The sequence below is a fragment of the Prevotella sp. P5-126 genome (assembly GCF_002251185.1).
Lineage (GTDB): Bacteria > Bacteroidota > Bacteroidia > Bacteroidales > Bacteroidaceae > Prevotella.
This window is the reverse complement of record NZ_NPIZ01000054.1, coordinates 70,891-77,706: the sequence shown is the minus strand read 5'-3', so window position 1 is coordinate 77,706 and position 6,816 is coordinate 70,891. Positions and strand designations below refer to the sequence as shown.

The 6,816-nt window shown below is 47.3% G+C and carries 6 protein-coding genes and 1 pseudogene; all 7 read right to left on the bottom strand.

What is annotated here, in order from left to right:
* Positions 1-295: 295 nt before the first annotated feature.
* The 7 genes and pseudogenes from CIK90_RS13945 to glmS all read right to left on the bottom strand — a co-directional run bounded on the left by CIK90_RS13945 (position 296) and on the right by glmS (position 6,812).
* Complete coding sequence (locus CIK90_RS13945) at positions 296-445, bottom strand: transposase (RefSeq protein WP_254046299.1); 150 nt, start codon at positions 443-445, stop codon at positions 296-298.
* Positions 446-463: 18 nt separating this feature from the next.
* Complete coding sequence (locus CIK90_RS06515) at positions 464-1,672, bottom strand: GDP-L-fucose synthase (protein WP_094464643.1); 1,209 nt, start codon at positions 1,670-1,672, stop codon at positions 464-466.
* 9 nt (positions 1,673-1,681) lie between these two features.
* The gene (gmd, locus tag CIK90_RS06510) at positions 1,682-2,770 is read right to left on the bottom strand and encodes a GDP-mannose 4,6-dehydratase (RefSeq protein WP_094464642.1); all 1,089 of its coding nucleotides are present in this window, start codon (positions 2,768-2,770) and stop codon (positions 1,682-1,684) included.
* Between the two features lie 158 nt (positions 2,771-2,928).
* The gene (locus CIK90_RS06505) at positions 2,929-3,831 is read right to left on the bottom strand and encodes a hypothetical protein (protein ID WP_144007234.1); all 903 of its coding nucleotides are present in this window, start codon (positions 3,829-3,831) and stop codon (positions 2,929-2,931) included.
* A 543-nt stretch (positions 3,832-4,374) separates the two neighbouring features.
* Positions 4,375-4,575 carry a hypothetical protein gene (locus CIK90_RS06500; RefSeq protein WP_094464640.1) on the bottom strand — a complete coding sequence of 67 codons (201 nt, stop codon included), beginning with the start codon at positions 4,573-4,575 and terminating at the stop codon, positions 4,375-4,377.
* Between the two features lie 81 nt (positions 4,576-4,656).
* On the bottom strand, positions 4,657-4,824 hold the full coding sequence (locus tag CIK90_RS14165) for a hypothetical protein (RefSeq protein ID WP_158216040.1): 168 nt from the start codon (positions 4,822-4,824) through the stop codon (positions 4,657-4,659).
* Between the two features lie 287 nt (positions 4,825-5,111).
* Positions 5,112-6,812: pseudogene (glmS, locus tag CIK90_RS06495) on the bottom strand (glutamine--fructose-6-phosphate transaminase (isomerizing)).
* Between the last annotated feature and the right edge of the window lie 4 nt (positions 6,813-6,816).

Genomic DNA, 6,816 nt, shown 5'->3' with positions numbered 1-6,816 from the left:
TTATTCCCATAATGAATAACATGCGAAAAAACAATAGCAGGGTATTTTTAGCTATACGTTTGTTATTAATTTGATTATTTGTCATTAGAGTAAGCGGTCATTTAAGAACGTTAGCCAAGATAAAATATTATTTTTATTTTTTATTAAGAGAAATAGGGTGTGGTTATACCCATTTTGACACAGTTGATGGCTGCCACTTGTTGAGCAAGCAGTTGTAAGCACTCAATGCCTTTCACCTCATTTAGAATGAGGCGTTTAGCAGAGTGAAAAAGTTCATTTTTAACATTTCTGATGATTATGCCAGCTTGATTGCCCATGGTACGAGCGTCTCATAGTTGGTGTTGCTTCCGAAGGATACGGCATTCTTTCTGTGTACAGTAAACGGCCTGATGGCACGTTCGGCGGCAAGGTTGTCCATATCGTATAAAGAATATTGATACTCCATTGAGAACTCCTTCTTTATTTACGCAAGACTCTGCTTATACCATTCAAACAATTTGTTCACACCTTCATCAATCTCCACCTTATGAGTCCATCCGAGGGAATGGAGCTTCGATACATCAATCAGCTTGCGCATTGTGCCATCTGGCTTCGATGAGTCAAACTCGACAACTCCTTCAAATCCAACGGCTTTCACCACTAGTTCCGACAACTCGCGAATGGTCAGTTCCTTGCCAGTTCCCACATTGATGTGGCAATTTCTTATCTCGCCGAGCGACGGGATAGCTCCGCCTCGTCCTTCGCTGTTGTTGCGGTCAACGGCTCCATCTGCCTTGGCTCCGTAGAACACGGATGAATATTTCTCGATACCGATGATGTCCTTGAAATCAACATTGAGAAGCACGTGAACGCTGGCATCGGCCATATCCTCGCTCCACAGGAATTCGCGCAGCGGTTTGCCCGTTCCCCACAGTACCACCTTGTTGTCGTAGATGCCATAGAATTCCAGAGCCTTGAGTATGCGCTCATGCGGATTGCTTCCGTCCACATTTCCCTCGCCGATGATAGCCTTGAGTTTTTCGTCGGGATTCATCGGTCGCTTGTTCATGTCGTTCTCGATAGCCGTCCAGTTGCCGTCGTGAATGAGTTTTGCAAGATAAATCTTGCGCATCATTGCCGGCATCACGTGAGAGTTTTCGAGATGGAAATTGTCGTTCGGACCATAGAGATTTGTTGGCATCACTGCTATGTAATTCGTGCCATACTGCAAGTTGTAGCTCTCGCACATCTTCAGTCCGGCGATTTTCGCTATGGCATATTCCTCATTGGTATATTCCAGTGGCGAGGTGAGCAGTGCGTCTTCCCTCATTGGCTGCGGAGCGTTCTTCGGATAGATACACGTCGAACCAAGGAAGAGCAGTTTTTTCACTCCGTGTGAATAAGCGTTGCTGATGACATTGCATTGCATTTTCATGTTCTGCATGATGAAGTCGGCACGATAGAGCGAGTTGGCCATGATGCCTCCCACGAAAGCCGCAGCAAGTACCACAGCGTCGGGCTTTTCGGTGTCGAAGAACTCCTTCACAGCGTTCTGGTCGGTGAGGTCGAGTTCGCTATGACTTCTTCCCACCAAGTTGTTATATCCTCTTGCCTTGAGGTTATTCCAGATGGCAGAACCCACGAGTCCGCGGTGTCCTGCCACATATATCTTACTGTCTTTACTTAATGACATAGTTTACATTTACTTGACAATTCCCTTTTCGAGATATTCAGCGAGGTTGGTGCGCATTACGCTTGCCACATGGTCGGCAGCCACTTTATGCATGTCGTGGTTGACCATGATGCGTACGAGTTCCTCGAAACTTGTGGTTTGTGGATTCCATCCCAGCTCTTTCTTAGCCTTTGTCGGGTCGCCCCAGAGGTTGACCACATCGGTGGGACGATAGAAGTCTTCGCTTACGGCTACCACAACCTTGCCGGTCTTCACGTCGATACCCTTCTCGTTGATGCCTTCGCCTTCCCAGCTCAGTTCGATGCCAGCATACTGGAACGCGAGAGTGGCAAACTCACGCACTGTGTGCTGCACGCCAGTAGCGATGACGAAGTCCTCTGGTGTGTCGTGCTGCAGAATGAGCCACATACACTCCACATAATCCTTGGCATATCCCCAGTCGCGCAGCGAGTCGAGATTGCCAAGATAGAGACAATCCTGCTTGCCCTGAGCAATGCGAGCGGCAGCAAGAGTAATCTTTCGTGTCACGAAAGTCTCGCCACGGCGCTCAGACTCATGGTTGAAGAGAATACCAGAGCAGCAGAACATATTATATGCCTCGCGATATTCCTTTACAATCCAGAATCCATACTGCTTTGCGACTGCGTATGGAGAATAGGGATGGAACGGAGTATTCTCATTCTGCGGCACTTCCTCCACCTTGCCATAGAGCTCAGATGTGGAAGCCTGATAGATGCGGCAGTTTTCGGTGAGACCGAGCTGTCGCACAGCCTCAAGTACACGGAGCACGCCAACAGCATCGACATCGGCGGTAAACTCAGGCGAGTCGAAGCTCACCTGAACATGGCTCTGTGCGGCGAGGTTGTAGATTTCGTTGGGTCGAACCTTGCCGATGACTCCGAGAATGCTCATTGAGTCGCCGAGGTCGGCATAATGCAGATGGAAATTGGGTTTTCCCTCAAGATGCGCGATGCGCTCGCGGAAGTCAACCGACGAGCGGCGGATAGTGCCATGCACCTCGTAGCCTTTTTCCAACAAAAACTCTGCCAAGTACGAACCGTCTTGACCTGTGATACCAGTAATTAATGCTTTTTTCATTATAAAATTTGTTGTTAAGTAAGTATTCAATTTAGGGATCACGTTCTTTCTTCTACGCTCGCCGGTAGCGAGCGGAGGGGAAGAGAATGGGGCATGGGTGATAGGGCTTGCGCCCTATCCTATGTTATGTCGCCCTTGCAGGGCTTGGCTGCATAAGGCTATTGTTTTAAATATCTTTTGATATGATTTGCCATATTGCGCTGACCATGGGCACTGAGGTGTATGTTGTCGCGGAAATCGGAGGCGGTGAGACCTAAGTCGAGATCCTTGATGATGGGGACGTTGTTGGCTGCACACCATGCGATTATCTCGTCGCCCTGTTCGTTGTATTTGCCAGCGGTAAGTTCAGTTTGCTCGGCATGGAGATAGACAACCATGGGGATATGGGCGCTGTCGCACATGGCCTTTAGTTGGGCAAAACCGGGATTGAATGGTTTGCCGTCCTTGCGGATGCCTGACTCGGAAAGGACCTTCTGGTCGGGGTCTTTCTGGGAGGATGGCATGAGGCGAGGAAGGACGTAGCGGACGAGTACCTCAACAGTGGCACAACAGAACTGCTTGGAAGGATAGCTGGGATGGACATCGACAACGGGTTCGTGATTGATGTTGTCGTGGGCATCATGGCTGCTTACTTGCAAGAAGAGTGCCTCGGCATTGAAGAGTCCGTAGTGGCGAAGGAAGGCAGCGCAGTTGTCGGGTCCCCAGCTGCCTGCTGAGATGTTGAGCATCTGTATGCCTGTCTCTTGGGTGATGAGGGATGTGGCAAGGCTGTCCTGGTCGGTTTGTGCGCCTCCGAAGAGGACACTGTCTCCGAGTCCGAGGATGTGTCGCTTTGTGGAATCGACTTCATCGCAGCGCATTCCGTAGGCATTGATGTAGAATCGGTTGCCGAGGCGGTAGCCGCTCTGGTTGGGTGTGGTCATGTATTCCCATTCATCACTTGCCGTATAGAGTGGCATTTGGCCAAAGCCGGCTATTCTTAATGAAATCTCAATTATCAGGAGGAACAATAATGCCCCTCCCAACAGTAAAATCAATTTACGTCGGGATGATGTTTTCATATTTATTTTTTTATGTTAGAAAAAGCATAGGCCGCAGACGGAGGAAGTTATGGACCTCCGTGTATGCAACTTTTTTTTTAGGGGGTGCGGCCTATGCGATTATAGGATTTTTTCGAAAACTCCCCCGTCCCCTCTTAACCTGAAGAGGGGCTCCACCTTCCCTCCTAAATACTTTGGCTTCGCCGAAGTCCTTCACGCTCGGCAATGTTCAAATGCATTTGACATTGCTCTCGCTTAATCAGGACTTTCCCCTCCTCAGGAGTGGAGGACTTAAAGCCTGGCCGGCCGGGCCTGTACTCGCAAACAAGCTCGCGCCCCTTCGGGGTTGCTCGTGGTGTTTAACGCAATAGAATTGCGATTGTTTATGCGCCGAGGGCGCGGCTGACGCACTGATTGATGACTGTGATGCTCTTTGCCCCTTTACTCATCACCTATCAAAGCAATTTGCACCAAATCTGCTAATTTATGTGCAAATTCAGAAGTGGCCTTTACTGAGTGTTTATTTATCAGCATATAATAACCATCACTCATCGAAGCCATAAATCATATAATTATATCATAAACTGGAATGGATAACTTATGCCTCTCTGCTTTAGATACCTTAACTACCCCTGGGGTGGCATCGAAATAATCCACAGGATAACGCCTCTTTCCGTTAGGCATAATAACCTCTGTAACACGACGATAAAGAAGTATTCCCTCGTCTGTCACGACCTTCGTTATTTTTCTTTCAGCTTTACCCATATCGTAAACGTTTTTAATTTATCTTTTATTCTTATAAAACATATCAGAATGAGTACCAGTCGTTACCATTATTTTGCCATTTTATTTCAATAAATCTCGGAACATTTCATCAGAACTGGAATATGATGTAACATTTCCTTTCTTTATATCCTCCATGCCTGCTTTATAAGATGCACTTTGTAATATCTGATTATCCGGATTAGAGGTTACAATTAACTGAGACTGGCTATTATATGTTAATGTATTCATTGTCTAACAAATATTTTAAAATTAATCACGGTGCAAAGATACGTATTATTTTTGAATCTTTCGAAAACTCCCCCGTCCCCTCTTAACCTGAAGAGGGGCTCCACCGCTTTCCCCTAAATCCCCTTTCCCCTCAGGGTACAGGGGACTTAAAGCCTGGCCGGCCGGGCCTGTACTCGCAAACAAGCGCACGCCCTAAAGGGTTGCTCGTGATTATCTACGCAATAGAATTGCGAGTGTTTATGCGCCGAGGGCGCGGCTGACGCGTAATAGGCTATACAATGGGCGGTCTATTCTACTGTTACACTTTTGGCCAAGTTTCGGGGCATATCTACATTCAATCCTTTCTTCACTGCCACATGATATGCCAACATCTGCATCGGTATGACACTTAGCAAGGGAACAAGACAATTCAATGTGTTCGGTACTTCTACCACTTGCTCTGAGATCTTCTTGACATCCTCGTCGCCTTCTGTCACAACAGCAAAAATGCGACCGTTACGGCTCTGGACTTCCTGCATGTTGGAGATTATCTTATGATATAGCTTGTGATGTGTCGCCAAGAACACTATTGGCATTTCTTCATCAACAAGGGCGATAGGACCATGTTTCATCTCGGCAGCGGGATAACCCTCTGCATGGATATAACTAATCTCCTTCAGTTTCAATGCTCCTTCAAGGGCTACTGGATAGTTATAGCCTCGGCCAAGATAGAGGAAGTTACGGGCGTAGGTGAACATCGACGACAGGTTTTCTACCGTATCGTTTTGCTCCAACACCTTTTCCATCTTTTGCGGTATCTGAGTCAATTCATGACATGTGGTTTGGAACTCTTCTTCCGAAATAGATCCAATGGCATTTGCCAATGCTAATGAAAGCATGGTCAATACTGTTACCTGACCGGTAAACGCCTTTGTACTGGCTACGCCTATCTCAGGTCCTACGTGGATATATATTCCTGTATCTGATTCTCTGGCAATACTGCTACCAACGCCATTGACTATGCCGAACACCAACGCTCCTTGTTGTTTTGCCAGTTGGATGGCGGCAAGAGTGTCTGCCGTCTCTCCGCTTTGGCTAATGGCAATCACCACATCGTCCTTTTCTATCACAGGATTGCGATAGCGGAACTCACTGGCATATTCCACCTCCACTCTTATTCGCCACATGTCCTCGATGAGTTGTTTGCCGATGAGTCCGGCATGCCATGACGTTCCACAGGCTACGATGATGATATGTCGGGCGCGAAGGAGTTTGGCTTTGAAATTTGTAAGTGCCGAGAGCTTTATCTCGTAAAGGCCATCCTCTCTCCTGATAATCCTGCCTCGCATAGTATTCTCGATACAATGAGGCTGCTCGAATATCTCTTTGAGCATGAAATGGGGATAGCCGCCTTTGCTCAGTGCTGATATGTCAAGATCCACGTCCTTGATGGTGATGTCGGCAGATGTCTCGTCGAGATCGGTTATCTCTATATCCTTACCAATATTGATGTCTGCTATCTGCTCATCCTCCAAGTATATCACTTTTCGGGTATATTCCACCAGGGGCGTAGCATCGCTTCCTACAAAGAACTCGGTGTTGTCATTGCTTAATCCGATTACCAACGGCGAAGCCTTACGTGCAGCCACAAGGTGGTTGGAGTTTGATTTCTCCATAACCACGATAGCATAAGCACCAATGCTATATCGCCCGACATTGAAACATGGGGATGGGCATTTGTCTCTGACGGTTCGCCATGAGTTGCCCATCGGGTATGTCCGATGCCGGTAGTCAGAGTATTCTGCTGTGATTCAGAAGACAATGCAGCATCTACCTTTTCTTCAAGGTTTGCCACCTTGCCTTTTGCCTTAAATACTTTGATTTCGTTGCAGCCTGATCCTAACAGGGCAATACCAGCGCTATCGTATCCACGATACTCGAGCTGATGAAGTCCCTTAAAGTATAGGGGCTGCTTCCTTATTTCCTATATATCCTACTATTCCACACATATTC